We start from the raw sequence: 24,575 nt of genomic DNA on the forward strand, positions 1-24,575 counted from the left end.
AGCCGAATTTTAAAGCAACGAAGTATAAACCAAAAAGACAAGCCGCCGCTATTGCTCCGCGATTTGTACCTTTTTCTTACACTTCACGCACTCGTGAAACGTCCCCTTTTTGAGCTCTTTTTTGATCATATCGCCGCCGCATTCGTCGCATTTTTTGGCGACTGGCTCGTAGTTTGAGACGAAGTCGCATTTTGGATAGTTTGCGCAGCCGTAAAATTTACCCCTGCGGCTGATGCGCTCGACGATATCGCCGCCGCATTTTGGACACGGTACGTCGATCTTTTTGAGCTCTTTTTTCGGTTTTGCCGCAGTTTCGCCTTCCTGCGCGCCTTGCTCAGCTTTTGCGATATTGCGCGAGTATTTGCATTTCGGGAAGTTTCCGCACGCGATAAACTCGCCGTAGCGTCCCTTTCGCAGCAGTAGTTCGCCGCCGCACTCGGGGCATTTTTCTCCGATCGGAGTGGCGACCTTTTGGCTTTTTATGCCCGTTTTGCCGGCCGAAATTTTATCCATAAACGGATGATAAAAATCGCTCAAAAGCTTTTGCCAGTCGGCTTTGTCTTCTGCGACGTGATCGAGCTTTTCTTCCATATTTGAGGTAAATTCGCTATCTACGATGTCGCTAAAATGCTCCTCCAAAACGCCCATCATCGTAAAGGCGATCTCGTTTGGCACGAGCTGTTTTTTCTCGACTTTGACGTAGTCGCGAGAGGTCAGCAGCGAGATGGTCGGCGCGTAGGTGCTAGGGCGCCCGATGCCTAGGCTTTCTAGCTTTTTAACGAGTCCGGCCTCCGAGTAGCGAGACGGCGGCTCAGTGAAGTGCTGCGAGCTTTTGATGCTTTGCAGACTCGTCTCGTCGCCGATTTTTAGATCGGGTAAAATTTTATCCTTATCCATATCGCCGTAAACGCGGTAAAAGCCGTCAAATAGCACCTTACGGCCGCTTATCTTAAACTCGCCCTTTTCGCCCGCGACGAATACGTTTTGCGTTTGGCTAATGCTAGCGCTCATCTGGCAGGCCAAAAAGCGGTTGTAGATGAGCGTGTAGAGGCGTAGCGCGTCTTTTTCGAGATATTGCGCGGCGATAGCGGGCGTGAAGCTGAGGTTCGTCGGGCGGATCGCCTCGTGGGCTTCTTGCGCACCTTTGCTCTTGGTTGCGTAAATTTTAGCCTTGGCAGGCAGGTAGCGTTCACCGTACTCTTTTTCGATCATCTCTCGCGCGGCTGCGACGGCTTCTTTGGCGAGATTTAGGCTGTCCGTTCTCATGTACGTTATCGCGCCCATGAAGCCCTGATGCGTCTGCACGCCTTCGTATAAATTTTGCGCGATCATCATCGTTTTTTTCGGGCTAAAGCCTAGGCGGTTGCTCGCGCTTTGTTGTAGCGTCGAGGTCATAAAAGGCGGCGCGGGCTCGGTTTTGCGCTCTTTGGCTTCGATCTCGCGGACGCTAAATTTATCGCTTTTTAGATTTTCCACGATAAATTTGGCTCTATCGCCGTTTGTTATCGTTAGCTTTTCTATCTTTTGCGCTTCAAATTTAACTAGCTCGGCGTCAAGGTCTTTTTTGAAAACAGCGTCGATACTGTGGTATTCGATCGGTTTAAAGTCGCGTATCTCGCGCTCTCTATCTACGATGATTTTTAGCGCGGCGCTTTGTACGCGTCCTGCGCTTAGCCCTTTTTGGATTTTTAAATTTAATAGCGGCGAAAGCTTGTAGCCCACGATTCGGTCCAGCAGGCGGCGTGCTTGCTGAGCGTTTACGCTATCCATATTTATTGTGCGCGGGTTTTTTAAAGCGGCTTCAATGGCGCTTTTGGTTATCTCGTGAAACACGATGCGAGGCAGGCTCTCGGGCTTTTTGCCGATAGCTGCGGCGATGTGGTAGGCGATGGCCTCTCCTTCGCGGTCCTCATCGGTCGCGAGGTAGATTTGATCGGCGCTTTTGGCTAGTTCTTTGATCTCTTTTACTATTGCGGAGTGATCGGCGCTTATTTTGTACTCGGGAGTAAATTTTTCGCCCTCGATCTTGATGCCAAATGCCGTCTTTGGCAGATCCCTGATATGGCCTTTTGATGCGATGACGTCGTAGTCGCTTCCGAGGAAATTTTTTATCGTTTTGGCTTTCGCGGGAGATTCCACGATGATTAAGCTTTTCATTAATATAGCCTTTTTATTTTTTTGCGGTAATTGTAGCAAAAATTTTGGCCTAAAAAGAAATTTGAAAATTTTTTCATTTACCCCTAAAGTTTTTTTGATTTCGTCCGATATAGTTTTCGTGCGACAAGAAGTCGTAACTAAACTTTAAAAGGATTTACAATGAGTTTTCGTATTAACACTAACGTAAACGCACTCAACACACACGCAAACGCAGTCGGTAATAACCGCAACCTTTCTCTTTCTTTGGGTAAACTTAGCTCAGGTTTGAGAATTCAAACAGCAGCGGACGACGCTTCCGGTCTATCTATCGCTGATAGCCTTCGCTCTCAAGCTTCTGCCCTTGGTCAAGCTATCGCTAACGGTAACGACGCTATCGGTATCATCCAAGTAGCCGACAAAGCTATGGATGAGCAGCTAAAAATTCTTGATACTATCAAGGTAAAAGCTACTCAATCAGCTCAAGATGGTCAAACTACTCAGTCTCGTCAAGCGCTTCAAGCAGACATCGTTCGTCTAATGGAAGAGCTAGACAACATCGGCAATACGACGTCTTTCAACGGTCAGCAGTTACTAAACGGAACGTTCTCTAATAAAGAGTTCCAAATCGGCGCTTATTCAAACCAAACAGTTAAGGCTTCTATCGGCGCTACAACGTCAGATAAGATCGGTCTAACAAGATTTGAGAGCTCAAAACTTTTAACTGGATTTGCTAAAGTTGATCTTAAGTTCTTAAATGTTGACGGAGTAAACGATGTTAAAGTAGCGCAAGCGACTGTTTCATCTGGTCTTGGTAACGGACTAGGAGCTTTGGCAGAAAATATCAACAAGGTTTCAGATAAGACCGGCGTTAGGGCTACGTTTGATGTTACTTGGGTAGCATCTAAAGCAATAAGCGGCGGTCTAGTTAAATCTCTTACTATCAACGGCGTTAAGATAGGCGACCTTGAAGTAAAAGCAAATGATTCAAACGGTGCTTTGGTAAACGCTATCAATGCCGTGAAAGATCAAACTGGAGTTGAAGCGTCAGTAAATACCGAAGGTAAAATGGTTTTAACAAGCAGACAAGGTCGTGCTATTGAGATCAAAGGTAAAGATATTAGTGCTGGTCTTGGCGGAAAAGGTGTTAAGGCGAACGGTTCTTCTTTAACTGCTGGCTTCGTTGGTAGATTAAATTTGGTTCGTCTAGACGGACGCGATATTAAGATGAGCGGTGCACTACTTTCTAAGGCATTTAGTGATAAAGGCGGTGCGCAACAATCTGTATCATTGAGAGATGTAAGAGGTCAAATAGATAAAAACTTGGCTACCGCTATGGGCTTCCAAAGAATGAGTAAAAATATAAGCTCTAACCAATCAGCAGGCGTTATGACTCTACGTGGCGCGATGGCTGTTATGGATATCGCTGAGTCAGCTCAAAAAACTCTTGATCAGATCCGCTCAGACCTAGGTTCTGTTCAAAATCAGCTTGTTGCAACCGTAAACAACATCACGGTTACTCAAGTAAACGTAAAATCAGCCGAATCTCAAATCAGAGACGTTGATTTTGCTGCCGAGTCGGCAAACTTCTCTAAGTTTAACATCCTTGCTCAGTCAGGAAGTTATGCTATGAGCCAAGCTAACTCTGTTCAGCAAAACGTTCTAAGACTACTTCAGTAGTATGAAACATTTCTAGTAAAGTAAGGTCGTTTTAGGCTTTACTAAACCATATATCTTGAGATTACTACAGTAGTCGAAAGTTTTCTATATGAGATAAATCTATCTCATATAGTTGTTTTTTGTTGAGTGTGCTTATAATACGCAAACAAAAGTCCTAGATTGTTTATTAATCTAGGACTTATTCTACTTTTACTATATTCGTTTTATTATTTCAAAAAATTTTTATTTAAAAACAAATTAACTAGCTCAATATTTTAAGCGTTTTAAGGCAAGTAATTAAACAAAGAGATGGTCAAATTTGGCTATAAGATTTTCTTGCCTCTCTGGAAATACAATAAAACAAACAAGTGCGACACGCAGGTTGCCGTGTCTAGAAAATCTTAAATGTAGTTTACCAAGAAAAGTCGCTACTAAAAAATTTAGTTACAAAGGTTTGCCTTTTTAGAGCCTAAAAAGACAATTTAAAATCTTCTTTAGCTTCCCCTATCTCATTTTTAGTTATGAGATTTCGTTTTTTTAATTCCCTAACCAAATTTTTAGATGCTTTTTTTGTAACTTCTATTTCGGCATTTAGTCCGCCTGCAGCTGAAAATAGCCAGTATTTATGCATTTCTATCCACTCGATCAATTTATTTACTTTTTGCATTACCGTATCGCTTGGAGCTACAGAAATTTTAGCAAGTTCTAGTTCTTGGTGATAAATAGATATGGACACGATATTTTCAATGAAAGGTTTAAATTTGGCTCTGGAGATAGTTTCTTTTGCTTTATCTATCTTGTTAGAAATTTCAACTAATTGTGGGAAAAGTTCCTTGGTTATTTTATTTTCGTCTCTTAGCTTTATAATCTCGTCTATTTTAGGCACGATATCTAAGAATACTGTTTCTATTATTCGCTTAGCCTCGCTCTCGATACTGAGCTTTTTTACTATAAATTTATATGCTTTTACTAGATTCTTATTAACATCATCATCTTTTACGGGTTTGATATGTGGTAGTTTTTTTGGTTTTTTGTTTTCACAAAGCTTCTTTAGCGTTTCTAAAAATGGCTTTTCTATGCTGCCTTCTATTCTTGCGCCGCCCTCGGTGCAGTTGTATGTCGTTATGTCCTTTTTATTTGATTGTTCGATGTCGGCTTCAAATTGATTTCTAAATTTATCCCAAATATATGTTGTTCGCACTTCGCCCTCTCCGCCATAGGCTTTGATATAGAGGTATTCGTCTGCTTGAGCAAATGCGTGTCCTGTTGCGTGAGACTTGCCGTCTGGGGCAAAGGCTAAGTCTTGTCCGATCAAAATAATGTTTTTATGCCCTAATACGTAAGCCAGCTGATAGGCTTGGTTTGCTGTAGAATGCCCAAGCCCTAAGTAGCCGTATTTTCTTAGCTTAAACGCCGTTTCGTTTTGTTGAGGCCTCATGGTGAGAACTAGACGGCGCGGTAGGATATTTTTTATAGTCTGTTTGTGGGTTAATGAAGCGACTATAAAATAAATATCTTCGTCAAATTTTTTGTTTTTATGTTTAAAAAAGCTAGACGTCGCCTCTACGCGTTCGATAGAAGTCACATAGTCTGGTTTAATTTTATGCTTTAGTAATATTGGGTAAGAGGCATCAAGACTGATAACGGTAACGTAAGGAGCAAATTTTTTGAGCGTATCAAGTTGCTTATCTAGACTAGGGCCTGTTGAGACGATTACTGCCGTATCCATTGATTTGTAGCGTTTTTTTACAAGATCTACATAGGAGTAGTTTGTGATCATCGTCGGCAAATTTTCTATATGCTGTCTAACGCCTATTAGATTATCGTCGATACTATTGCCGTGACCTGCAACCATTTGAGATATAGCCTTGGTAAATTCTTGATTTATTTTCATGCAATCTTCGCTAAAATCGTCGTAAAAATGCGAGTGTATATGGAGGTCATAAATTTTGGCGTATGACGCAAATTTGTGATTGCAGATCAGATAATAAAACTGCGTATATGTGGCAAATTCAGAGAAAAATAGCGTTAATCGCTCGCTCGCGAGTTCTTGCGATAAATCGACTAAATTTAGCGTTGCGTAAATGATTTCTATTTCAGGTTCGACGACGACGATTTTTTGATGGGTTTCGTTTTTTAAGAGCGCTTTATATAGTACCCCGTTGCCTAGTCCGTAAAAATACATAATTGGATAGCGTTTATACTCTTTTTCGACGGAGTCCAGTGTTTCTTGTACGTCTTTAACTGGATTTTCATAGACGTATTTTAGGGTTTTGTTATTTATGATATTTATATCGATGGGGTCTTTGCCGATAAAGATGTCATAATCCTTCATTTCTTCCATTCCCCAAAGGCGTGCGGCTAAAATTTCATCCTGCTGAAAGAGGGCATTAAGGTTGCGTTTAAAGACTGGATTTTGCGGTCCCTCCGTGTTTGTCATCTCTTGTTTTTTTACATCTTGTTTAGTTTTTTTTGTGCTTTGATGGTTTAAATTTAACTTTTTATCCGCTTCTTTTGCCATTTTCTCTCCTTTTTATAGATCTTTTTTTCTATTCTCTCGCTAAATTTTATCTCTCTTTTTGCTTTTTTGCCTAGTAATTCGGGTAAAAATTTAGGGTGTAAGCCGTACCCCGGGCGTACGCTTTTTACGTTTTTTTCACTAAAAATTTCGCCCTTTTTGATATCCGTGCAAGCGTAAAGCGAGCGGGAAAAGCGGCGATTTTGCACGGCTTTTTCGTCTAGCTCGTAGTTTACTTTACCAAGCAGCGCTTCGGCGTCTCGCACGGCTTTTACCATTTGGCTAAACTCCCGCTCGTCCAAGCTAAAGGCCTCATCGACGCTGCGAACGCTTTTATCTAAGATAAAGTGCTTTTCTACGATACGAGCGCCCAGGCTCATGGCGACTACGGGCGCCACGATGCCTAGCGTATGGTCTGAAAAGCCGACCTCTACGCCAAATTTACGCTTCATATCTGCTATCGTGCGTAGATTCATCCCGTCAAGCGGAGCGGGGTAACTAGACGTACATTTTAAAAGCGCGATCCGCTCGTTTCCCGCATCTTTGCAAATTTGCACGACGTCGGCGATTTCTTGCTCGGTCGCGATGCCCGTGGAGATTATGATCGGTTTGCCTTTGAGCGCGACGTACCGCACAAAATCATAGTCCGTCACCTCAAAACTTGCTATCTTGTAAGCGGGCGGGTTAAATTTCTCTAAAAAGTCCGCGTCGTCTCTGCAAAACGGGCTTGAAAAGCAGATGAGCCCTTCGTCCCGCGCCGCGGCAAAAAGCCGCTCGTGCCACTCGCGCGGCGTCAGAGCTTGCTTGTAGAGCTCATATAAATTCGCTCCGTCCCACAGCCCGCCTTTTATCATGAAATCCTCGCCGCGCGAATCTAGCGTGAGGCTATCTGGCGTGTATGTTTGTAGCTTTATGGCGTCGGCTCCCGCGCGTTTGGCTGCTTTTATCGTGTCAAGCGCCGTTTGCAGGCTGCCCGAGTGATTTGCCGAGAGTTCGGCGATGATAAAAACCTTTTTGTCCGTGTCGAAATTTGCTATTTTCATAAATTTTCCTAACTTTTAGCCATTATATCAAGTTTGCGTAAAGATAGCGACATATAGCTCATTTGCTCGTCGCGCCCGTAAATTTCAAAGCCGAATTTACGGTATAGCGCGATCGCTTTTTCGTTTTCGTTGTAGGCGCACGATTTTAGCTCGCCGACTTTAAGCGTTTTGGCGGCGTATTCTACGATTGTTTGCATTAGGATTTTGCCTTTGCCTTTTAGCTGGGGATTTGCGTAAATGCCAAATTCGCACGAGTCCGCCGCGATATCCACGAAATCGATCACGCCGATATAGTCGCTATCCTCTTTTACTAAAAAATATCTTTTTGTTTCGTCGTTTTTTAAATTTGAGATAAAGTTTCTGTGCTCTTGCTCGCTCACGCTTTTGTTTTTCATGTATTTTGCGACTCGCTCGTCGTTTCGCCAACGTAAAATCATCAAAATTTGCTCGTCCGTTAGATCGGTGAAATTTATAAGTTCAAGCATATTTCGTCCACCTCGTAGATCTCGCGCCCGTTTGCCGCTAGCCACTGCGCCATCTCGTTTTGATTATCCGCGACGCGCACGGCTTTAAATTTCGCGCCCAAAACCAGCGCTTCGTTTACGAGCGAGCTAGCCGAAATCACTAAAATTTCGCTTTCGTTCATCAGTCGCGCAACCTCGTTTGAGTTTATAAAAAGGCTAAAATTCGGCTCGCTATCCGCCAAATTTTGCAAATTTGCCAAATTTACGTTCGCGCTCGTCGTGATAGTGGCTACTTTTTTGTTTTTGGCGAGCAAATTTGAGGCGATTTTGGCGGTCAAATTTAGCGCGTCCGTGCCGCCTAGCGCGATGAAATAGTCGAATTTTTTCTCGCGTTTGATTTTTGCTTCGTCGTAAAACTCGCTCCTAACTAGCGGCGAAAAAACCAGCTCGCAGTTTGCGGGCACTAGATTTACGTATTTTTGGGGCTGGGCGTAGATATTTACGTTTAGCAAGTAGTCGCAAAAATGCTCTTTGTAGTTGTCGTCAAAGCTTAAAATTTTGATGTTCGTTTGTTCTTTGATTAGCTTTTCGTCCGCCGCGCTGATGCCGTAATGATCGATCACTAGAAGCTCAAATTTATGCTGTTTTATCAAATTTACTAGTTCACCTATATCGGCGCTTTTTAGCGTAAAAACGGGGTAGGGTATCTCGTCTGCTAGGCTGCCCTGCATGTCGATGCAAGCAAAGCTAGCGTCTTTAAAATTTTGCGCCAAAATGAGATCGCGCCTAACGTGCCCGTGTCCGATTTTCGAGCCGCTATCTGCGCGAATGAGGGTTTTTAGGTTTGAAATTTCGCTAAAATTCATCAAGTTTTTCCGCCAAATTTAAAATCCTAAGCGTCAAGCACACGGCGGCGATGAGGTAAACTGCGCCGGCGGAGGCGAAAAACAGGATCTGAATCTCATTTAGCCCGCGGTAGCTGGCCGCTAGATAGAAAATGTGCAAGATCCCCGCAACCGCAAAGATTTGCATGAGCGTTCTTGCTACCGATATTTTGGCTTTTAGGTAATCTTTTTGCATTTGTCCTCAGTCGTAATTTATCCGGTAAAGCTTCTGCGCAAACTCAAAATCCTCAGGCGTATCGATATCGCAGACTAAATTTCGCGGAAGCAAAAACGCCCTTGAGTGCGGCGCAAAGATCGGTTTTTTCTCCAGCCACGCCTCGCGCCTACCGAAATAAAACGCGCCTGCGTCGTGATAAGCTCGCTCTAGATCTTGCGAGCGAGTTAGCGCAAACTGCGGGTAAAACATACTTGCGGCGCCGTCCTTGCTAAGCCTAATCGCACGCTGGATGGGGAAGCTAAACTCGGTCGTGGAAAATAAAAACTCGCACTCCGCTTTCTTAAATTTGCCGTATGCCTCGCGTAAAATTTCTCCCGTGATAAGCGGCGCGGTCGCGTATAGGCAGCAAACGTGCGAGTATTCGCCGCCTAGCCTTCTCGCCGCGTCCGCTACGGCATCGCTACTGGTGGCGTAGTCGTCGCTTAGCGAGGCATCTCTCATAAACGGGACCTGCGCGCCGAATTTTACTGCGACGTCTGCTATCAGGGCATCGTCGGTGCTCACTATAACGCGCTCAAAAACGCCCGAATTTAGCGCCGCCTCGATGCTGTAAGCTATCAGCGGCTTGCCTAAAAAATCTTTAACGTTTTTGCGCGGTATGCGCTTGCTGCCGCCGCGAGCCGGGATGACGCAAAGGGCGCAGTTTTGGTTATATCTCATCAAATTTACCGCCCTAAACCCTGCAGCCTTGCGGCGCGTCAAAACCCTTTAAAACCTCAAAAAGCGCGTCTGCGACGAAATTTGCGTCCTCTGGGCTCATGCACTGATGGCACGGGATACTAAGCTCGGCCGCGTAAAAATCATCGGCGCTAGGCACCGAGATATCGCCGTAGCGCTCGCGGTAAAAGCTAAATTTATAAGTCGGCTTATAGTGTACCTGCACGCCGATGCCGCGCGCGTGAAGGGCGGCGAAAATGTCCTCTTTGGCGCACCAAAACTGGCGAAAGAGCAAGACAGGGTAGAGGTGGCGCGAGCTAACGACGTCGCCAGGTAACTTCACGGTGCTAAAATACGGGTTTTTATCAAATTTTTCGTCGTAAAATTTGGCGATTTTCTCGCGCGCCGCAATGGTTTCGTCTAGCCTTTTTAGCTGATTTAGCCCTAGCGCGCAGGCGACGTCTGGCAGGCGGTAGTTGTAGCCAAGCACGCTCTGGTCGCTATCCCATAGGCGTTTTTTAGTTATGCCGTGCGAGCGGTAAAGACGTGTCAGTCTCGCGATCTCGTCGTCGTTGGTTGCTAGCGCGCCGCCCTCAAAGGTCGTTAGCGGCTTAACTGGGTGAAAGCTAAAAATGCTAACGTCCGCTTTTGCGCCGACTTTTACGCCGCTTAGCCTGCTGCCCAGCGCGTGCGAAGCGTCGTCAAGCACCTTTATGCCGCGCTCTTTGGCTAGTTTTAGGATGGCGTCTAAATTTACGGGATTGCCGCCGAAATCAACCGCGGTTATGACTTTCGTTTTAGGCGTGATGAGGCTTGCTAGCGCGTTTTCGTCGATATTTCCATCAAATTTGACTGGCGCGAATTTAACCTCCGCTCCCGCCATTAGCGCCGCATTTGCCGTCGCCGCAAACGTGATGGGCGTCGTTACGACCTCGTCGCCCTCTCTCACGCCTAGCGCCAGATATGCGACGTGAAGTGCGCTCGTCGCCGAGTTCATCGCTACGACGTGCTTTACGTTGACGTATTTTGCGATCGCCTGTTCAAATTCGCCGACCTTGTCGCCGCCGGTTAGGATATCGTCTTTTAGGGCGCTCACGACGGCAGCGATGTCGGAGTCGGTGATTTGTTGTCTGCTGTAGGGTATCATTTTTATCCTTTTTGCGCTTTCGGCTTGTCTTTTTCCGCTATACGTCGTTAAATTTAAAATTTTCTCGGTCACGTATTTTATATACGCTCCCTCGCAAATTTTAAATTTGCCTCATCTAACGAAAAAATACTTCGCCTCGTTTTTTATAAATTTTATACGCTTAACTCACATTTCAGTCAAATTTATTTACTAGCCTCGATCATCTCTAAAAGCCCGTCTTTACCTAGCCAAATTTTATTTTTATCCGAGCTGTACTCGAAATTTTCCTCCACGAGATGCCCTTTTTCGCCCAGCGCGTTTATGCTAAAATCATCGTCTTTGCTTGTAAATTTGATCGACGGACTGATCACGTAGTGGTCCTCAAACTCGTACGTTAGGTGCGCGTCGTCCTTGCCGACCATGACCTCGTGCATCTTTTCGCCAGGGCGGATGCCGATTATTTTTACGCCAAGACGTGGCGCCATGGAGCGAGCAAGCTCTATCATCGTCATCGACGGGATTTTTGGGATGAAAATTTCGCCGCCTTTCATGCGCTCAAAGTTTTTAAGTACGAAATTTACGCCTTGTTCAAGCGTGATCCAAAACCGCGTCATATCCGCGTGCGTGATAGGTAGCTCTTTTACGCCTTCTGCGATCAGCTTCTTAAACAGCGGTACGACCGAGCCGCGCGATCCCACGACGTTGCCGTAGCGAACGACGCTAAAGCGTGTTTTTTTGCTACCCGCTATGTTGTTTGCCGCGACAAAAAGTTTATCGCTGGCAAGCTTGGTCGCGCCGTATAAATTTACGGGGTTGCACGCCTTATCGGTTGAGAGTGCGATGACCTTGCTCACGCCGCACTCTAGCGCCGCGTCGATGACGTTTTGCGCGCCATTGATGTTGGTTTTTATGCACTCCATCGGGTTGTATTCTGCGATTGGCACGTGCTTCATAGCTGCTGCGTGGATGACGTAGTCGATGCCGTTCATCGCGGTCATCAGGCGCTTTTCGTCGCGCACGTCGCCGATGAAAAATCGCATCGCCGGGTCTTTAAAAACCTGCGCCATCTCGTATTGTTTTAGCTCGTCGCGAGAGTAGATGACTAGCCTTTTGGGTTTAAATTTGGAGAGTAAAATTTCGGTGTATTTTTTGCCGAATGACCCGGTGCCGCCGGTGATGAGAATGGATTTTCCGTTAAACATTTATTTTTGCCTTTCGCGGCTCGTTTTTTGCCGTACGTCTTAAATTTAAATTCGCTTGGCCGCGTATTTTGCATACGCTCCTTCGCAAATTTTTAAATTTGTCTCGCCTAGCTAAAACGATTCGCCGTTTATTTAAATTTTATGCAGTCGGAGCAAAAACTGTGCCTTAAATTTGATTCAAAATTTAGCTCATTAAATTTGTTTAGGTGCGGTATTTTTGCTTTTACTTCAAAATCCTAGGCAGAGTAATACCCTCCTGCGCCTGATACTTCCCTTTTTTGTCCGCATATGTCACTTCGCACGGCTCGTCCCCCTCGATAAATAGCACCTGCGCGATGCCTTCGTTCGCGTAAATTTTAGCCGGTAGCGGCGTCGTATTTGATATCTCGATCGTGATGTGCCCCTTAAATCCCGGCTCAAAAGGCGTGACGTTTACGATGATGCCACATCTTGCGTAGGTGCTTTTGCCTAGGCAGATAGCTAGCACGTTATCGGGCATGTTAAAGTACTCGATAGTGCGCGCTAGAGCGAATGAATTTGGCGGTACGATGCACACGTCGCCTTTAAAATCTACCACGTTTTTCTCGTCGAAATTTTTCGGGTCCACGACGGTGCCGCCGATGTTCGTAAAGATTTTAAACTCATTTCCGACTCGTATATCATACCCGTAGCTAGACACTCCGTAGCTCACCACGCCGCGTCCGACTTGCTCCTCGGCAAACGGCACTATCATCGCCTTTTCGTGCGACATTTTGCGTATCCAGGCGTCAGATTTTAGCCCCATTTTTTACCTTTATTTTAAATTTACGCGATTATAACATAATTTAAATTTACGTAAAATTTGAGCGAAGTTCTACGCTAAATTTTATCAAATTTGAATATTTTGCTAGTAAATTTTCTTATTTTTTATAATTAATTTTTAAATTAAAGCTTAGTATAATAACATATTTTAAATTCTCTTAAACGAAAGGAAAATAATGCATTCAAACACGTCGCGTAAATTTGAAAATTTACGCAGTAACAAGGGCTCAAATTTGCCTCTTTCGGCGCTCACCTGCTTGCTACTAGCCGCAAGCGGAGCTTATGCTTACACCGAGGCCGGCGTATCCGGAAACACTTCTAGCTGGGAGAGTGCGGAGTATAAAAAAGACTGGGGACTAGTCTCTATGAACGCCTCCACGGCTTACGCGTTAGGCTTTAACGGTAGCGGAACGAAGATCGGCGTCATGGACTCTGGCGTACTTTTGAGCCATCCCGAGTTTCAAGACGGTAGGATTCATACAGTAAAAACTATCGGTAACTATGCTAAAAACGGCATGAGATACCCTGATGCCGCGCTAGGAAACGGCCCGATAGATAAAAATCAGCCAGTAAAAGACGGTAAGCGAAATTTTAATAAAAACGACAACGGCGTGTTTAAAAAAGGCGAAGCTTTTAACGACGACGGTAGTTGGGTAAGGGGCGTAAACGATGCCCACGGCACCCACGTGGGCGGTACGATGGCGGCTAGCAGAGACGGTAGCGGCATGCACGGCGTGGCGTTTGGCGCACAACTATACTCCGCAAATACCGGCGGCAACGACAACATGACGTATGGACCAAACCAAGACTACAACTATTTTTTAAAAGGCTACACTGCCTTGGCCGACGCGGGCGCAAAGGTGATAAACAATAGCTGGGGGTCGAATAGGCGCGTAAATTCGTCCTTTGCGGGCGCGCTGGGATATAAGCCTACTTATGGCTGGAGGGCTGTGCCTGAATACGACGTGGAATTTTACGACGTGACGGTAGCCAATCAAACTACCGCAGCAAAAGACCATATAAATTTAAAAGATATGAACGAGGCCAAAAAGGCTTATTATCAGTTCGTAACTAGCGGCGAAAAAAGCTTCTTGGATGCGGCTTACGAAGTAGCGGTAAAAAGAGGCGTTATCCAGGTATTTACGGCTGGAAATAGGAGCCTAATGGCCGAGTCTTTCACGCGTGCGGCTCTGCCTTATTTTAGACCGGACGCCGAGGAGTACTGGATCAACGTCACGGGTCAAACCGGCGCGGATGGCTATCCTAATGATTCTAATGAATACATAAGAGGACATAAGGCGTCCTCGGATATTCAGGAATTTAACCTTGCCGGACACTCGAAGTGGTGGACGATCGCAGCTCCGGCCGAAGAGATTTATTCCGCATACGTCGAGCTTACCGACAATGCAACATACGGCAAAGCTATATATAAATCATCAGGCGGTACTTCTATGGCCGCTCCTCACGTTAGCGGAGCCTTGGGCGTCATAATGCAGCGCTATCCGTATATGAGCATGCCACAGGTTAGAGAAACGATGCTAACTACGGCTAGACAAAGGACGCTAAGAGCCGGTCACGGTGCAGGCGGCATGCTAGAGCGTTGGGGTAGCGACGGAGAAGGCGTACCTAGCAATGTCTGGGGTTGGGGTATACTCGACCTCGGTAAAGCGATGTTTGGTCCTGGGCAGTTCTTAGGAAACTTCGACGTCACGATGGATCAAAACGATATCTGGACAAACAACATCTCAGACGTCGCCATCAAATTTAGAAAAACCGAGGATGATAGCGACGCTGCGGCTTGGGCGGCTAGAAAAGCGGCTCTTAACGCCAAGTCAAATTTGAGCGCAGAAGAAAAAGCCGAGATGACCTTTGAAACCGCAAGAGAGCAGGCTAGGGTCGCAAGGGCGGCCGAGGGCTATGAAGGCTCGCTAACTAAAAGAGGAGACGGCGCTTTGACTCTTGTAGGAGACAATAGCTTTACCGGAGCGGTAAATATATACGGCGGTAAAATTTCAGCCCTAAATCAATCAATCTCTTCTTCAAGAAGCATAAACGTCCATAACGGCGGCGAGTTTGAGGTTTTAAATGCTCTTACTTACCAAACTCCAAGCGCGGGCGGTTTCGTGAGCACGACCAAGGCAAGCGACGCTACGCAAGTTAACGCCGTTATAAACGCAGGCGGCGCATTTGTAGTTAACGACGGCGCTCATAATCTAAATTTAACATTTAAAGAGGGCTCTTTATTAAAGGCTGCACTGCTATCAAACGCCGAGCTTGCAAATTTGGCGGCAAATCCGACTCTAAAGAAAACCATAAATGCGAGCGGAAACTTCGCGGGCGTAAATTTAGCTAACGTCGAGGATAGCTATGCGTTCTTTAAAACCACTAAAGAAACTGTTAGCGGCTCAAATTTAGCTCTTTCTTTGCAAAAAGGCAAAAGCATGGAGGAGGTAGCCTCTACTAGCGCCGAGAAGTCATTTGCGAGATTGGTCGAGGCAAATCCTAGCAGCGCTATTTATTCGTCTATGCTAGGAGCCGCTCATAGCGTAGCGGCGGCATACTTCGGCGCGTTTTCAAACGATCTAGACTTTAAAGCGCAAAACAACTCCGCCGTAGACTCGTTTATGTTAGCAAATTCTGTTAAAAACAAAAACGGCGCTAAAAGAGCCGATATCGACACGGGAGTCGAGCTTTGGTTACTTAGCAGTGCAAGCAGGGTGACTTCTGACAATAACGCCGGCGGCAGACTGGGCACGAACGCATTTACAAATTTAGTAGGCGTTGATTTTCTAGTAGGCGATAGCTCAAAAGCAGGCGTATTCGTAGGGCTTGGCAAAACAAACCACAAGCTAGGCGATAGCAAGGCGGTAAAAAGTAAAGACGCGCATGCGGGTATCTACGGCGATATAGGACTTGATCCTATCAAAATCAGCCTAGGCGCTATCTACTCGAAATTTGATCAAGAAAAAAGAGTCGTTAACTCATACGCTCCTTTGGCCTATGAGTATAAAGACGCTGACGCGTCCGCTATCAGCGCATTTGCCCAGATCGCCTATACGGGGCTAAGCTATGAAAACGGCTTTAGCCTAGAGCCTTATGCGGGACTAACCTATATCCGCTTTAAAAACGACGATGTAGCAAATTCTTTGGTGCAGATCAGAAACGAGGATAGAGATTTGCAAGTCGCAAGCGTGGGCGTAAAACCTAGTATCGCATTTACTATGGACGGCGTAGGCCTAGTCGCAAAAGCCGATGTAGCCTACAACCGCTTCCTAGGCGATAAAACTCCGAGCGCTCATATGAATGTAACCGGCCTTGGCGCAACTAAACTAGAGGGCGAAAAGCTAAAAGATCTAGCCACTACCGAGCTTGGTATCGAGGCTGCATTTACCAGAAATTTTAGAGTCGGCCTTAGCTATGTTGGAGCATACGGCAGCAACGTAAAATCAAACGGCGTAAACGCCAAATTTAGTTGGGCGTTTTAATCTTTCGGATTAAAAGCTTAAATTTGCCTAGAGTGAGCTAAATTTACTTAGCTCGCTACGGGTTTAAATTTGACTTTGTAAATTTGCCGCATTTTGGAGATAGAAATTTGTCTCGAAAATGCGGCTTAGAAAATTAAGCGGATAGATACGACTTGCGCCGTTGCTTACAAGATCTCCTGTTATTCTAGTAACTGCGTCTTAAAAAACTACAAATGCGGTTTGGCAAAGCAAGAGAAGTCGTGATTAGCGTCCCGTTAATCAGCAAGAAACCGACCGCGGATCTAACGCTAGTAGCCTTTTTCGTTTAGCTTTCTGTAATTATCACATCCTAACTGAAGTCCTAAATCACAAGCCTTGCCATAATATTGTTTTGCAGTGGAAAAATTTTGCCTTACACCTTGACCGTTTTCGTATACTAAGCCTAAGCCTAAGCAGCCCCCAACATTTCCCCCATCACAAGCTTTTTGATATAGCTCAGCAGCTTTTTGGTAATTTTGTTTTACACCTTGACCGTTTTTGTATAAAACCCCTAAGTTAAAGCAACCCCTAAGCTCTCCCCCTTCACAAACTTTTTGATATAGTTCAGCAGCTTTTTGGTAATCTTGTTTTACACCTTGACCTTTTTGGTATAAAACCCCTAAGTTAAAGCAACCCCTAAGCTCTCCCCCTTCACAAACTTTTTGATATAGTTCAGCAGCTTTTTGGTAATCTTGTTTTACACCTTGACCTTTTTGGTATAAAACCCCTAAGTTAAAGCAACCCCTAAGCTCTCCCCCTTCACAAACTTTTTGATATAGTTCAGCAGCTTTTTGGTAATTTTGTTTTACACCTTGACCTTTTTGGTATAAAACCCCTAAGTTAAAGCAACCCCCAGCCTCTCCACTATCACAAACTTTTTGATATAGCTCAGCAGCTTTTTGGTAATTTTGTTTTACACCTTGACCGTCTTCGTATAAAATTCCTAAGTTAAAGCAACCCCCAGCCTCTCCACTATCACAAACTTTTTGATATAGCTCAGCAGCTTTTTGGTAATTTTGTTTTACACCTTGACCGTATTCGTATAAAAACCCTAAGTTAGAGCAACCCCCAGCCTCTCCACTATCACAAGCTTTTTGATATAGCTCAGCAGCTTTTTGGTAGTCACCTTTATAGTAAGCTTCGTTTCCCAATTCAGTAAGATCTTTGGAAAATCCAACAGAAAACAAAATGACGAGTAAAACAAAAACTCTTTTCATCTCTACTCCTTTATATATAAAATATTTAAATTGTATTTTGTCTTTTTTGGGCTTAGATTGTTATTAATTATTTTGGCTCGAGATAAACTAAGCGGATTTTAACCGCGACGGTATCATATCTAAATGCTACTTTGCTATGTTTTGCCTACAAGAACGCGATTTTCATCGAAACCTGCCGGCGCTTATATCGGCATTAAATTTTGCCGAATAAATTTAAAAACCCTGTTTATTATTTTATGCGGATGTAAATAATACCAAAATCTTTTTCTTATACTTTAAATATGATTTATCAAGAAAATTTAATAAATAATAAGCTTTACGGGGGTACAATTTCATTTACCAAACACCTTCAAAAGGAGCAAAAATGAAAATCAAGTCTTTGGCGCTTATGCTTTTAGGCGTTAGCGCTTATGCGCATTTTGGTATGGTCGTACCGTCAAATTCGACCGTGGACGATGAGAAAGAGGCAAATTTGCAGATCACTTACAAATTTACCCATCCTTTTGAGGGCGATATGATGAACCTAGCCCTTCCAAACGAGGCGGGCGTTTTTATAAACGGTAAAAAAGAGGCGATAAAAGACCTAAAAGAGCTTAAAGAGGATAAATTTAGCTACTTTACGGCTAGCTACGACGTAAAAGAGCCTGGCATCTATCAGTTTTATATGGATCCAAAGCCCTATTTCGAGCCTGCGGAGGATAAATTTATAAGGCATATAACAAAAACCGTCGTCGATGCCTACGGCTACGGCGAGGGCTGGGATAAACCGGCCGGGCTAAAAGCCGAGATAGTGCCGCTAACGCGTCCATATGGGCTTTATAAGGGAAATTTGTTTTCAGGCGTGGTTTACTATAAAGGAAAACGCGCTAAAAACGTAACCGTCGAGGTAGAGTACTATAACGCTAAAGGGCTAAAAGCTCCGTCCGATGCGCACGTGACGCAGGTCGTAAACACTAACGAGCAGGGCGAATTTAGCTTTGCGATGCCGCTTGAGGGCTGGTGGGGATTTGCCGCGCTGATAGACGACGATCAAAAGATAAAACACGAGGGCAAAGAGTATCCCGTGGAGCTTGGAGCCGTCATCTGGGTGCAAACCAAAGAGTATAAATAAATGCACATTAGCGAAGGCGTTTTAAAACCCGAGATCATCGTGCCTTGCTCGGTCATTTGCGTAGTTTTGGTGTATAGCTTGATTTACAAGCTAAAAACGAGCGAGATACCCAAGGTAGCGGCCGTCAGCGCGATGTTTTTTATGGCGTCTTTTATCCACGTGCCCATCGGCGTCACGTCGATACATCTCGTGCTAAGCGGCCTTGCGGGGGCGTTTTTGGGTGCAAACGCGGTTTTGGCTATTTTTATCGCGCTGTTTTTTCAGGCTTTGCTTTTTGGTTACGGCGGCCTGAGCGCGCTTGGCGTAAATTTGCTCATCATCGCTTCTCCCGCGCTTCTTAGCCCATATCTTTTAAAGCTATCTTTTAAGCGCTATAGGCCCTTTTTCTGGTTTTTGATTGGGTTTTTGCCTATACTTTGCTCCTCGGTTTTGCTCTCTTTGACGCTTGTTTTAAACGGTAAAGAATTTACGCCCGTGGCCGCGCTTGTTTTTACTTCAAATTTAGCCCTTATGGCGCTTGAGGGGATCATCTCGCTTTTTGCGCTTTCTTTTATTTATAGGGTCAAAAAGGATCTTTTGATTTGCTAAAAATATTTTTGATCGTGCTTTTTGCAAGCTTCCTAAACGCGCACTCTCTAAAAGGCTTTGCAAAGCAAGATGGCGAATTTATCGAGATAAAAAGCTACTTTTACGGAAATTCCCCTTGTAAAAACTGCCCCGTATCTTTTATAAAAGACGGCACCCGGATAGGAGGCGCGCAAACAGATGAAAACGGCTTTGCTAGAGCCAAAATCCCCGCAGATGAATTTGAAATCCTGATCGACGGCGGACTGGCGCATGAAAAAAGGATCAAATTTACCGCAAACAAAGACGAGCTAAAAAGCGCCGGAAGTAACGCGTCAAACGATGTATCAAAGGTCAAATTTGACGAAAGCGAGGAGGATTTTTGGGCTTACGCGCTTAAATTTATCCTTGCGTTTTTGGGAATCGGGCTGTTTTTCGGCGGAATTTATCTAGTAAAAAGAGGCAAATGAACCTATCCGTTTTGCTCATTTGCTTTACTTTTTTTAGTTTCAGAGTCTCGCTTTCAAGCGCTACGGACGCTATTTTTATCGCGCCCGTGATCTTTTTAGCGATTTTAAATTTTAAAAATCTTTTTGAAATTTTAAAATCCGTTTTTAAACTAAATATTTTTATAATCTTAGTCGTTTTAAGCCTCGTTCTTTACGAAGAATACGCGCTTGCAAAGCTGATATTTATAAGGTCGAATTTGATCATACTTTTTGGGCGGCTGGCTTTTTATAGGAGCGATTATTTTAGTATCGCGCTTGCGGTTTCGTCGCTAAATTTGGGCGATAAGCTAACGGCGATTTTTTATTTTAGCGCTAAATTTACGGCCGATCTTAAAACGATATTTTTAAGACTAAAAAAGACTCTAAAAGTTCGCGGATTTGAGCCTAAAACCTCGCTTTTTACCTATAAAATTTACGCAAATTTAGTCGCTATGCTTTTTTTGGAAGCGTTTTATAAGGCCAGCGTTCTTGAAAAAACCTTTGTTTGTAGAGGCTTTGAGGGTAAACTTTACGGAGCTAAAGGCCTCAAAATAGGCGCAAAAGACGCCGTTATAATCGCTTTGACGGCGTGTTGCTATATTTTTAGTTTAGGAGTCCTGATATGAGCTGCACGATAAGCCTAAAAAACGTCTGCGCCAAAATAGGCGAAAGAACGCTTTTTGAAAATCTAAATTTAAACGCGACGCACAAGGACAAAATCGCCCTCATAGGCCCAAACGGCTGCGGTAAAAGCACGTTGCTAGAGATAATGGCGGGGCTCAAATCGCCTTGCGGCGGCTATATCGAGCTTTTTCACCATAAAATTTCAAACCTTGATGAGTACAAGCAGTTTCGCCGCGACATGGGCTATCTTTTTCAAGAAAGCAACGATTGTTTCATCTGCCCTAGCGTACTTGATGACGTGATGTTTTCGCTACTTAGCCGCGGCGAGGACAAAGAGCCGGCTAGGGCAAAAGCCGAGAAAATTTTACGCGAGCTTGAAATTTGGCACCTAAAAGACGAGATAGTGTTTAACCTCTCCGGAGGCGAGAAAAAGCTCGTCGCGCTAGCGGGGATACTGGTAGCTAAGCCTAAAATTTTACTACTTGACGAGCCTACGACCGCGCTTGATGCACAGATGCAAGCAAGGATAGCCGCTATCTTAAAATCCCTCGACGTCACGCAGATAATCGTCTCTCACGACAAGGAATTTATAAGCGACGTAGCAAGCGTAATGTACCGCCTGACAAAAAACGGACTAGAGCCGATATAAAATATCCTTATTTATACTTCTTTAAAAAAGCTCCGAAAACAGCAAAATTTATCAATGTATAATAATATATTTCATAAAATTACTAAATTTTATTACAAAGGAGAATTTTATGAAAAAATTACTACTTATTTCTATCGCGGCCGCGGTCGCATTCGGCGGCGAAAATTTGCTCGTGGGCGCTGGCGGCGGATACAAAAAACCCGTCACTGAAGTGATAGAAAATCTCAAAAAAGACGGCGTGCTGATCGAGGGCGCGTTTGCAAATTTGGGCCAGATAACCATCCAGGCAAAAGAGGGCAAGATGGCTGCGATCGTGGGCGACGAGGCGTTTTTAAAGAAAACGGACCTTGATATAAAGGCCTATGAGCGCATCGGCAAGGGTGCTTTGGTGCTAGTCACGCCAAAAGGCAAGCAGATAAAAGACGTATCTGAGCTAAAAAATCTCGCCAAAATCGCGATGCCCGACGCCAAAAAAGCGATCTACGGCGTGAGAACGACGGAGTTTTTGAAAAACTCGGGACTAGAGGCCGATCTAGCGCCTAAAATGCTACCCGTTGCAGGCGTACCGCAAGTAGTCGCCTACGTCACTAACGGCGAAGTAGACGCGGGCTTTATCAACTCGACCGAGGCCGTGGCTAGAGAGGGCGAGTTTGGCAGCGTGATTTACATCGACGAGGCGCTTTATAGTCCCGTTTTCATCTCTGCGGCAAAACTCCCCGCGTGCGAAGGTAACGAGGCGTGCGCTAAATTTATAGACGAGATAAAAACTCCTCGCTCGAAGGAAATTTTCGCTAAATTCGGGCTAAAATAATTTAAATTAATGGCTTTTGGCTCGGTTAAATTTACCGTCAAATTTCTGCTTTACGGGAGCAAAATTTGACGATTTTAACCGCTCGAATTTGACGTCGAATTTAACAAAAACGCTAAAATTTACTCGCTAGATTTCGTTTGGGCAAAAAGTGAATTTTAACTCAAAAAAGGAAAAATTTGCAGGAACTTACCTGGCTCGTTCATCCGCTGCTTTTAAGCGCCAAAACGCTTGCCGCAACCTTTGTATTGCTCCTATTTTTGGGGCTTGGCGCGGCTTATTTTTTGGCGTTTTACCGCGGCAGGTTTAAGGCCGTTTTGGAAGCGGCCGTGATGTTTCCGCTCATTTTTCCGCCGATTGCTACGGGATTTTTGCTACTTTACGTCTTGGGGCGAAACGGCGTGATCGGCAAGGCGCTAAATTTACAGATCGTTTTTAGCTTTTCAGCCCTCGTTATCGCTTCGTTTTTAGCGGGCTTGCCGCTGTTTGTAAAGCCCGTTCAAAGCGCGCTTGAAAGCCTGCCTAAAAGCCTAATCGAAGCAGGTCAAAGCCTAGGCAAAAATCGCTTTGAGATCGCCGTTTTTATCCTCGTCCCAAACGTCTTTAAAAGCGTTGTTTCGGCGCTCGTTTTGGCTCTGGCTCGCGGCCTTGGCGAGGTTGGCATCACTCTGATGCTAGGCGGAAACATCGTAGGCAAAACCGACACCGTTTCGCTTGCGATCTATAATGCGGTTTACGACGGCGAAAACGGCCGCGCGCTCATTTTGAGCGTGATTTTGGTCGTGCTTAGCTTGGCGCTTTTCGGATTTATAAATTTTCTCGAGCGAACCAAAAAATAGACTGGCGTCGTAAATTTGCTATTTTAAACGTTTAAAGAGGCAAATGCCCCGAATTTACCCCGAGCGTAAAAACAAAATACGCCTTTACGAGCATAAATTCATTATTTTTTTGCTACAATAAGAAGTTTTGAACTTTAACTATTTAGGAGAAATTTCTATGAAAAAAGAAGACATAAAAGAGCTGATCGAGTTTTTTAACGAGATGGATATGAACCGCATAAAAGTAAAAAGCGGGGATTTTGAGGTCGAGCTTGAAAAATTCGCCGACTGCTGCGAGCTGCCAAAGCCCGTCGTCCAAGCTCCCGCCCCGACTCCGACTCCGGTAAACGTTGTGGTAAGCTCAGAGGTCAAAGCTCCTGCTAATTCTCCAAAAGACAGCATAAAATCGCCTATGGTCGGTACTTTCTACACTGCTCCGAGCCCTGGTGCGGCGCCGTTTGTAAAGGTCGGTCAGCGCGTGAGAAAAGGCGACGTCGTGGGTATCATAGAAGCTATGAAGATAATGAACGAGATCGAGGCCGAATTTGACTGCCAGATCACCGAACTGCTCGTATCAGACGGTCAGCCAGTCGAGTTTGGCTTGCCGCTATTTGGCGTGGAGAAAATTTGATGGAAATAAAAAGAATTTTAATCGCAAATCGCGGCGAAATCGCGCTGCGAGCATTGCGAACGATAAAGGAAATGGGCAAAGAAGCCGTCGTGGTCTACTCCACGGCCGATAAAGACGCGCTCTACGTCAAATACGCCGACGTGGCGATCTGCATCGGCAAGGAGCGCTCAAGCGACAGCTACCTAAATATCCCGGCCATAATCAGCGCGGCCGAGATCAGCGAAGCTGACGCGATATTTCCGGGCTACGGATTTCTCAGCGAAAATCAAAATTTCGTCGAAATTTGCTCGCACCACAAGCTAAAATTTATCGGTCCTAGCGTAGCCGCGATGGCGCTAATGAGCGATAAAAGCAAAGCAAAGCAGATGATGCAGCGCGCTGGCGTACCCGTGATCCCGGGCTCTGACGGCGCCGTAGCCGATACGAAGTCGGCCAAAGAGTTAGCTAAAAAAATCGGCTATCCGGTCATCCTAAAAGCCGCAGCCGGCGGCGGCGGACGCGGTATGCGCGTAGTCGAGCGCGAAGAGGACATCGAAAAGGCGTTTTGGTCGGCCGAGAGCGAAGCGATGAGCGCGTTTGGCGACGGAACGATGTATATGGAAAAATACATCCTAAACCCGCGCCACATCGAGGTTCAGGTCATCGGCGACAGCCACGGCAACGTCCTACACATCGGCGAACGCGACTGCTCTATGCAGCGCCGCCACCAAAAGCTGATCGAGGAGAGTCCTGCGATACTACTAGACGACGACACTCGCGCCAGACTGCACGAAACGGCGATCCGCGCGGCAAAAGCGATTGACTACGAGGGAGCGGGAACGTTTGAGTTTTTGGTCGATAAGGATCTAAATTTCTACTTCATCGAGATGAATACGCGCCTGCAAGTCGAGCACTGCGTGAGCGAGATGGTAAGCGGCCTAGACATCATCGAGCTAATGATAAAAGTAGCCCAGGGCGAGGCGCTACCGCCGCAAGAAAGCATCACTCTAAAAGGCCACGCCATCGAGTGCCGCATCACGGCCGAGGATCCAAACACGTTTACGCCAAGTCCCGGCAAGATAACAAAATACGTCTGCCCAGGCGGCCGAAACGTGCGCATGGACAGCCACATCTATCAGGACTACTCGATCCCGCCGTACTACGACAGCATGATCGGCAAGCTCATCGTCTGGGACACCGATAGAAACAGAGCCATCCACAAGATGAAGGTCGCGCTCGAGCAGCTCATCATCGGCGGCATCAAGACCACGCGCGACTTCCACATCGCGATGATGGAAAACCAAGACTTCATCGACAACAACTACGATACCAACTACCTCTCTCGCCGCTAAATTTGCGGCCAGAGCGAGGCGGTTTGCGCACCGAAGCGAGTTTAAATTTGCTTCGGTGCGACTATTTTACATTTAAATTTATCGGCAAAACCCGTGCCACTTTACT

Annotated in this window: 22 protein-coding genes; 11 read left to right on the forward strand and 11 right to left on the reverse strand. The window is 45.3% G+C overall.

All coding sequences use genetic code 11. The annotated features are described in order from the left end of the window. Positions 1–48: 48 nt before the first annotated feature. Entirely contained in the window at positions 49–2,157 is a 2,109-nt protein-coding gene (gene topA / locus H7R39_RS06265; RefSeq protein ID WP_185898415.1) for a type I DNA topoisomerase, read from the reverse strand. A 159-nt stretch (positions 2,158–2,316) separates the two neighbouring features. Between topA and H7R39_RS06270 the strand changes: the two genes are divergently transcribed. Next, the gene (locus H7R39_RS06270; protein WP_185898416.1) at positions 2,317–3,813 is read left to right on the forward strand and encodes a flagellin B; all 1,497 of its coding nucleotides are present in this window, start codon (positions 2,317–2,319) and stop codon (positions 3,811–3,813) included. Between the two features lie 448 nt (positions 3,814–4,261). Here the strand turns inward: H7R39_RS06270 and H7R39_RS06275 are convergent, their stop codons facing one another. The 9 genes from H7R39_RS06275 to dcd form a co-directional block, all read right to left on the reverse strand. Further along, complete coding sequence (locus H7R39_RS06275) at positions 4,262–6,313, reverse strand: motility associated factor glycosyltransferase family protein (RefSeq protein WP_185898417.1); 2,052 nt, start codon at positions 6,311–6,313, stop codon at positions 4,262–4,264. Then, on the reverse strand, positions 6,286–7,353 hold the full coding sequence (gene pseI / locus H7R39_RS06280) for a pseudaminic acid synthase (RefSeq protein WP_185898418.1): 1,068 nt from the start codon (positions 7,351–7,353) through the stop codon (positions 6,286–6,288). Before pseI ends, H7R39_RS06275 begins: the two co-directional genes overlap by 28 nt. 8 nt (positions 7,354–7,361) lie before the next feature. Continuing rightward, positions 7,362–7,838 (reverse strand): UDP-4-amino-4,6-dideoxy-N-acetyl-beta-L-altrosamine N-acetyltransferase, encoded by a 477-nt coding sequence (pseH, locus tag H7R39_RS06285; protein WP_185898419.1) that lies wholly within the window; start codon positions 7,836–7,838, stop codon positions 7,362–7,364. Further along, a complete protein-coding gene (gene pseG / locus H7R39_RS06290; RefSeq protein WP_185898420.1) occupies positions 7,823–8,683 on the reverse strand; it encodes a UDP-2,4-diacetamido-2,4,6-trideoxy-beta-L-altropyranose hydrolase in 861 nt (286 codons plus the stop codon). Before pseG ends, pseH begins: the two co-directional genes overlap by 16 nt. Continuing rightward, positions 8,673–8,897, reverse strand: coding sequence for a hypothetical protein (locus tag H7R39_RS06295; protein WP_122870887.1), 225 nt, complete (start codon positions 8,895–8,897; stop codon positions 8,673–8,675). Before H7R39_RS06295 ends, pseG begins: the two co-directional genes overlap by 11 nt. Positions 8,898–8,903: 6 nt before the next feature. Further along, complete coding sequence (pseF, locus tag H7R39_RS06300; RefSeq protein ID WP_185898421.1) at positions 8,904–9,599, reverse strand: pseudaminic acid cytidylyltransferase; 696 nt, start codon at positions 9,597–9,599, stop codon at positions 8,904–8,906. A 13-nt stretch (positions 9,600–9,612) separates the two neighbouring features. Further along, the gene (pseC, locus tag H7R39_RS06305; RefSeq protein ID WP_185898422.1) at positions 9,613–10,743 is read right to left on the reverse strand and encodes a UDP-4-amino-4,6-dideoxy-N-acetyl-beta-L-altrosamine transaminase; all 1,131 of its coding nucleotides are present in this window, start codon (positions 10,741–10,743) and stop codon (positions 9,613–9,615) included. A 182-nt stretch (positions 10,744–10,925) separates the two neighbouring features. After that, positions 10,926–11,924 (reverse strand): UDP-N-acetylglucosamine 4,6-dehydratase (inverting), encoded by a 999-nt coding sequence (gene pseB / locus H7R39_RS06310; protein ID WP_185898423.1) that lies wholly within the window; start codon positions 11,922–11,924, stop codon positions 10,926–10,928. A gap of 223 nt (positions 11,925–12,147) precedes the next feature. After that, positions 12,148–12,708 carry a dCTP deaminase gene (gene dcd, locus H7R39_RS06315; RefSeq protein ID WP_185898424.1) on the reverse strand — a complete coding sequence of 187 codons (561 nt, stop codon included), beginning with the start codon at positions 12,706–12,708 and terminating at the stop codon, positions 12,148–12,150. Between the two features lie 193 nt (positions 12,709–12,901). Between dcd and H7R39_RS06320 the strand changes: the two genes are divergently transcribed. Then, positions 12,902–16,210, forward strand: a complete 3,309-nt coding sequence (locus H7R39_RS06320) for a S8 family serine peptidase (protein ID WP_185898425.1) — start codon at positions 12,902–12,904, stop codon at positions 16,208–16,210. Positions 16,211–16,497: 287 nt separating this feature from the next. Here the strand turns inward: H7R39_RS06320 and H7R39_RS06325 are convergent, their stop codons facing one another. Continuing rightward, a complete protein-coding gene (locus H7R39_RS06325) occupies positions 16,498–17,445 on the reverse strand; it encodes an SEL1-like repeat protein (RefSeq protein WP_185898426.1) in 948 nt (315 codons plus the stop codon). Between the two features lie 364 nt (positions 17,446–17,809). On the opposite strand from H7R39_RS06325, the gene H7R39_RS06330 reads away from it, so the two are divergent. The 9 genes from H7R39_RS06330 to H7R39_RS06370 all read left to right on the forward strand — a co-directional run bounded on the left by H7R39_RS06330 (position 17,810) and on the right by H7R39_RS06370 (position 24,469). Continuing rightward, positions 17,810–18,556 (forward strand): DUF4198 domain-containing protein, encoded by a 747-nt coding sequence (locus H7R39_RS06330; RefSeq protein ID WP_185898427.1) that lies wholly within the window; start codon positions 17,810–17,812, stop codon positions 18,554–18,556. Then, positions 18,557–19,144, forward strand: a complete 588-nt coding sequence (gene cbiM / locus H7R39_RS06335; protein WP_185898428.1) for a cobalt transporter CbiM — start codon at positions 18,557–18,559, stop codon at positions 19,142–19,144. Further along, positions 19,138–19,590, forward strand: coding sequence for a hypothetical protein (locus H7R39_RS06340; protein WP_185898429.1), 453 nt, complete (start codon positions 19,138–19,140; stop codon positions 19,588–19,590). The genes cbiM and H7R39_RS06340 overlap by 7 nt, the downstream gene beginning before the upstream one ends. Continuing rightward, positions 19,587–20,234 (forward strand): cobalt ABC transporter permease, encoded by a 648-nt coding sequence (locus H7R39_RS06345; protein ID WP_185898430.1) that lies wholly within the window; start codon positions 19,587–19,589, stop codon positions 20,232–20,234. Before H7R39_RS06340 ends, H7R39_RS06345 begins: the two co-directional genes overlap by 4 nt. After that, positions 20,231–20,881, forward strand: a complete 651-nt coding sequence (locus H7R39_RS06350) for an energy-coupling factor ABC transporter ATP-binding protein (RefSeq protein WP_185898431.1) — start codon at positions 20,231–20,233, stop codon at positions 20,879–20,881. The genes H7R39_RS06345 and H7R39_RS06350 overlap by 4 nt, the downstream gene beginning before the upstream one ends. A gap of 109 nt (positions 20,882–20,990) precedes the next feature. Continuing rightward, entirely contained in the window at positions 20,991–21,692 is a 702-nt protein-coding gene (gene modA, locus H7R39_RS06355) for a molybdate ABC transporter substrate-binding protein (protein WP_185898432.1), read from the forward strand. Positions 21,693–21,868: 176 nt separating this feature from the next. Next, positions 21,869–22,528, forward strand: coding sequence for a molybdate ABC transporter permease subunit (locus tag H7R39_RS06360; protein WP_185898433.1), 660 nt, complete (start codon positions 21,869–21,871; stop codon positions 22,526–22,528). A gap of 157 nt (positions 22,529–22,685) precedes the next feature. Next, positions 22,686–23,138 carry an acetyl-CoA carboxylase biotin carboxyl carrier protein gene (gene accB, locus H7R39_RS06365; protein WP_122862452.1) on the forward strand — a complete coding sequence of 151 codons (453 nt, stop codon included), beginning with the start codon at positions 22,686–22,688 and terminating at the stop codon, positions 23,136–23,138. Next, complete coding sequence (locus H7R39_RS06370; RefSeq protein ID WP_185898434.1) at positions 23,138–24,469, forward strand: acetyl-CoA carboxylase biotin carboxylase subunit; 1,332 nt, start codon at positions 23,138–23,140, stop codon at positions 24,467–24,469. The genes accB and H7R39_RS06370 overlap by 1 nt, the downstream gene beginning before the upstream one ends. The last annotated feature ends 106 nt before the right edge of the window (positions 24,470–24,575 follow it).

Source organism: Campylobacter massiliensis, assembly GCF_014253065.1.
Lineage (GTDB): Bacteria > Campylobacterota > Campylobacteria > Campylobacterales > Campylobacteraceae > Campylobacter_A > Campylobacter_A massiliensis.

Coding starts and splice junctions, on each gene's coding strand:
- pseB (WP_185898423.1), bottom strand. CDS start 11,924: ATGTTTAACGGAAAATCCATTCTCATCACCGGCGGCACCGGGTCATTC.
- pseF (WP_185898421.1), bottom strand. CDS start 9,599: ATGAGATATAACCAAAACTGCGCCCTTTGCGTCATCCCGGCTCGCGGC.
- topA (WP_185898415.1), bottom strand. CDS start 2,157: ATGAAAAGCTTAATCATCGTGGAATCTCCCGCGAAAGCCAAAACGATA.
- accB (WP_122862452.1), top strand. CDS start 22,686: ATGAAAAAAGAAGACATAAAAGAGCTGATCGAGTTTTTTAACGAGATG.
- H7R39_RS06345 (WP_185898430.1), top strand. CDS start 19,587: ATGAACCTATCCGTTTTGCTCATTTGCTTTACTTTTTTTAGTTTCAGA.
- H7R39_RS06295 (WP_122870887.1), bottom strand. CDS start 8,897: ATGCAAAAAGATTACCTAAAAGCCAAAATATCGGTAGCAAGAACGCTC.
- H7R39_RS06270 (WP_185898416.1), top strand. CDS start 2,317: ATGAGTTTTCGTATTAACACTAACGTAAACGCACTCAACACACACGCA.
- modA (WP_185898432.1), top strand. CDS start 20,991: ATGAAAAAATTACTACTTATTTCTATCGCGGCCGCGGTCGCATTCGGC.
- H7R39_RS06330 (WP_185898427.1), top strand. CDS start 17,810: ATGAAAATCAAGTCTTTGGCGCTTATGCTTTTAGGCGTTAGCGCTTAT.
- dcd (WP_185898424.1), bottom strand. CDS start 12,708: ATGGGGCTAAAATCTGACGCCTGGATACGCAAAATGTCGCACGAAAAG.
- pseI (WP_185898418.1), bottom strand. CDS start 7,353: ATGAAAATAGCAAATTTCGACACGGACAAAAAGGTTTTTATCATCGCC.
- H7R39_RS06325 (WP_185898426.1), bottom strand. CDS start 17,445: ATGAAAAGAGTTTTTGTTTTACTCGTCATTTTGTTTTCTGTTGGATTT.
- pseC (WP_185898422.1), bottom strand. CDS start 10,743: ATGATACCCTACAGCAGACAACAAATCACCGACTCCGACATCGCTGCC.
- cbiM (WP_185898428.1), top strand. CDS start 18,557: ATGCACATTAGCGAAGGCGTTTTAAAACCCGAGATCATCGTGCCTTGC.
- H7R39_RS06275 (WP_185898417.1), bottom strand. CDS start 6,313: ATGGCAAAAGAAGCGGATAAAAAGTTAAATTTAAACCATCAAAGCACA.
- H7R39_RS06320 (WP_185898425.1), top strand. CDS start 12,902: ATGCATTCAAACACGTCGCGTAAATTTGAAAATTTACGCAGTAACAAG.
- H7R39_RS06370 (WP_185898434.1), top strand. CDS start 23,138: ATGGAAATAAAAAGAATTTTAATCGCAAATCGCGGCGAAATCGCGCTG.
- H7R39_RS06350 (WP_185898431.1), top strand. CDS start 20,231: ATGAGCTGCACGATAAGCCTAAAAAACGTCTGCGCCAAAATAGGCGAA.
- pseH (WP_185898419.1), bottom strand. CDS start 7,838: ATGCTTGAACTTATAAATTTCACCGATCTAACGGACGAGCAAATTTTG.
- pseG (WP_185898420.1), bottom strand. CDS start 8,683: ATGAATTTTAGCGAAATTTCAAACCTAAAAACCCTCATTCGCGCAGAT.